The sequence below is a fragment of the Sporolactobacillus inulinus genome (genome assembly GCF_006539285.1).
GTDB classification, from domain to species: domain Bacteria; phylum Bacillota; class Bacilli; order Bacillales; family Sporolactobacillaceae; genus Sporolactobacillus; species Sporolactobacillus inulinus.
Window position 1 is genome coordinate 1 of record NZ_BJMS01000165.1, and the last position, 3,284, is coordinate 3,284.

At 45.5% G+C, this 3,284-nt stretch carries 3 protein-coding genes; all 3 read right to left on the bottom strand.

The features are described from left to right. Nucleotides 1-121 precede the first annotated feature (121 nt). The 3 genes from SIN01_RS14295 to glmU all read right to left on the bottom strand — a co-directional run bounded on the left by SIN01_RS14295 (nucleotide 122) and on the right by glmU (nucleotide 2,982). Nucleotides 122-748 (bottom strand): 50S ribosomal protein L25, encoded by a 627-nt coding sequence (locus SIN01_RS14295; protein WP_010026785.1) that lies wholly within the window; start codon nucleotides 746-748, stop codon nucleotides 122-124. Nucleotides 749-843: 95 nt separating this feature from the next. Then, the gene (locus SIN01_RS14300; protein ID WP_010026784.1) at nucleotides 844-1,794 is read right to left on the bottom strand and encodes a ribose-phosphate diphosphokinase; all 951 of its coding nucleotides are present in this window, start codon (nucleotides 1,792-1,794) and stop codon (nucleotides 844-846) included. 96 nt (nucleotides 1,795-1,890) lie between these two features. Then, nucleotides 1,891-2,982, bottom strand: coding sequence for a bifunctional UDP-N-acetylglucosamine diphosphorylase/glucosamine-1-phosphate N-acetyltransferase GlmU (gene glmU, locus SIN01_RS14305; RefSeq protein WP_010026783.1), 1,092 nt, complete (start codon nucleotides 2,980-2,982; stop codon nucleotides 1,891-1,893). Nucleotides 2,983-3,284 lie beyond the last annotated feature (302 nt).

The following is a 3,284-nucleotide window of genomic DNA, read 5'->3' on the forward strand; positions in this document are numbered from 1 at the left end:
GGCCAAGACACTGGTCTATTGGTTTGAAGAGGGGGCAAAATCTTATACTGTTAAAAAGGGTGTCTCAAAGTAAATAACGGACTTTTGAGGCACCCTCTCTAATCAAAATCAGAAACGCTCGTTATTCTGCAGCGTCGGTACTTGTCGGTTCAGCAGCCGTATCTGCAGCAGTTTCTCCTTCAGGTGCAGCTGTTTCTTGAGAACCATAAGAAAGGGAAACAATTGCGTCTTCAGCATCGCCGAGAATCGTATAGTCCTTGGCAGCGGCAGCAAGGTCACTGATGCGGATTGAATCGCCGATGCTTAATTTGGTTACATCGACTTCAATCGCACTTGGCAGGTTGTTTGGCAACGCGCGAACAGTCAGTTCAGACAATTGATTGTTCAATACGGTATCGCCGGTTTCAACTTGTTCAGCACCCTTTAGGATAACCGGAACAACGGCATCAATTTCTTCATTCATATTAATTTCGAGAAAATCAATGTGGCGAACGTTGCCTTTGAGCAGGTCAAATTGCAGATCGTGCGCCATAACGGTGTATTTCTTCTTTCCTTCAATAGCCAAATTGATGATAGCGTTGCGTCCCTCACTGCGGAACAGTTTGTCAACCGCTTGAGCATCCACGGCCAGTCCTTCATTTCCTACGGTTTTTCCGTAAACAACGGAAGGAACTTTACCTTCTTTTCTTAACTTTTTCGTATACGATTTCTTATAGTTATTACGAATTGCCGCATTTAATGTTGCCATGCGCGCGTGCACTTCCTTTCAACTCATCCATCTTTAGAATTTTTACCAAACATAAGAAATCTAACCCTGTATCAACACATTACTTCAGTCCTAAGTTAGTTAAACAACCGGCTGACTGAAAGTTTCTCATGAATTCGGATGATTGCTTCTCCAATCAACGGTGCAACAGACAATTGCACAATCTTATCAATCTTCTTTTCTTCCGGCAACGGAATGGTATTCGTTACCACAAGCTCGCTGATTGCAGAACCCTGAATACGTTCAATAGCAGGACCCGATAACACAGGGTGTGTACAGCAAGCATACACCTTTTTCGCGCCGCGCTCAACTAAGGCATTTGCAGCAAGTGTAATCGTCCATGCCGTATCGATAATGTCGTCGATGATAATGCACGTTTTATCCTGAATATCGCCAATAATGTTCATAACTTCTGAAACATTCGGACGCGGCCGACGTTTGTCAATGATTGCAATCGGTGCTTTCAAGCGATCAGCCATCTTGCGGGCGCGTGTTACGCCGCCATGATCTGGAGAAACGACAACGATATCATCAAGCTGCTTACTCATGAAGTATTCCGAAAGCGTCGGAACACCAAGCAGCTGATCAACCGGGATATCAAAGAATCCCTGGATTTGCGGTGCGTGAAGGTCGAGGGTCAAAACACGTGTTGCCCCTGCAGTCTCAAGAAGATTTGCGACCAGCTTAGCCGTGATCGGTTCGCGTGCACGCGCTTTGCGATCCTGACGCGCATAGCCGTAGTACGGAATCACCAAGTTAATCGTCTTTGCCGATGCACGTTTTAATGCATCGATCATAATCAGCATTTCCATCAAGTGTTGGTTAACCGGATCACTTGTTGATTGAATAACATATACTTCGCTACCGCGAATACTTTCTTCGATACTGATTTGAATTTCACCGTCGCTAAAGGACGAAACAAGACATTTGCCCAATTTAATGCCGATATGTTCTGCAATCTGCTTAGCAAGATCAGGATTGGAATTGAGACTGAATACTTTCAAATTTGGATCTAAATAGCTGACCATCGAATGGTTCCCTCCAGTTAATGGTTTACCCAGTGCTTTTCTGCATCGTTTAGTTATTATTTTTGAGCGTTGGAATCTTGCCGCAGCCTTGCCGCTTTAAGGAGTCGGCCCGCTCCGTTCTCCAATGTCCGTGTTCAACGTGTCAGTAAAACTGCCCACTTTAGCCTGATCATGGATCTTGGACAGCGGGCGAATGTAGGCGAACGGACCAATCCGTACTTTATTGCCAATGGCACTTTGCTCAAGCACTGATTGGTCAATTGTCGTTTCATCGCCAATGATGCAATCGCGAATTTGCGTGTTGGCTCCAATGAAACAGTTCTCGCCGATTTGCGTTTTTCCTGAAATCACTGTGCCCGGATAGATGACTGTATCCTTTCCGATCGTACAGGTTGGTGAGAGATACGTGCGCTCCGGATCAATGAGTGAAACACCTTGTTTCATCATGGCGCAATTAATGCGTGCCTGCATATATTTCCCCGCAGCCGCCAATTGAATTCGGTCATTAACACCGACCGTCTCTTCAAAATGGTCCGTGGTATAAGCAATAACCTTCTCAGATTCCCGGACAAGCATGCCAATGACATCAGGAAGATAGTATTCGCCTTGAGCATTATTGTTCTTTACCTGGCCGAGCAACTGGAACAACCGTCGATTATCAAAACTGTAGATCCCTGTATTAATTTCTGTTACTTTTTTTTCTTCAGAAGTGGCATCCTTTTCTTCGACAATTTTCGCTACATCACCAAAGCGATCCCGTATCACGCGTCCATAGCCCGTCGGCTGCAACGTGTTCGCTGTAAGCACAGCAGCAGATGCGTTTTTCTTTTCTTGAAGTTGAATTAGTTTTTCGATCGTCTGGTGTGTGATGAGCGGTGTATCGCCGCAGAGCACAACCGTTGTTCCATCAAGGTTCGCAAGTTGTTCAGCCGCTTGTAGCACGGCGTGACCCGTACCCAGCTGCTGACGTTGAAACAGACATTTAGCATCTTTGCCCACTTCGGCTTTGACCGCATCGGAACCGTGACCGACAATCACATAGGTTTTGGAAAAGTTCACCTGAACCACTTCGTCCACGACATGGCGAATCATTGATTTCCCGCAAACCTTGTGAAGTACTTTGTGTACCTTCGACTTCATCCTTGTTCCTTTTCCGGCAGCAAGAATGATCGCAAAGCGATTTGACATAACGAACCCCCATAGCATTTGCTGATCCTTAGCGTCCATTTTAGACTATAGCCTAAAAACAGCCCTTTTTCAAGATCGTCCAAATGAAAAACGAATTGCCGCACAATGTTGCCGTTTCCCCCGTCTCAACGAGTAAATTTGCCATGTCTTTACAGGTTCTCCCTAAAACTTATGCGTGTCCATCTGCGTGTGTGCTTGCCGGTTAGCCGATCAGAAAAACTGGTCATGAATGTTTCTAATTAAGAAAAACCGGGCAAAAAGCGCCGGTCGTTGATCGATGCCTTTTTATTGCATCATCGCTT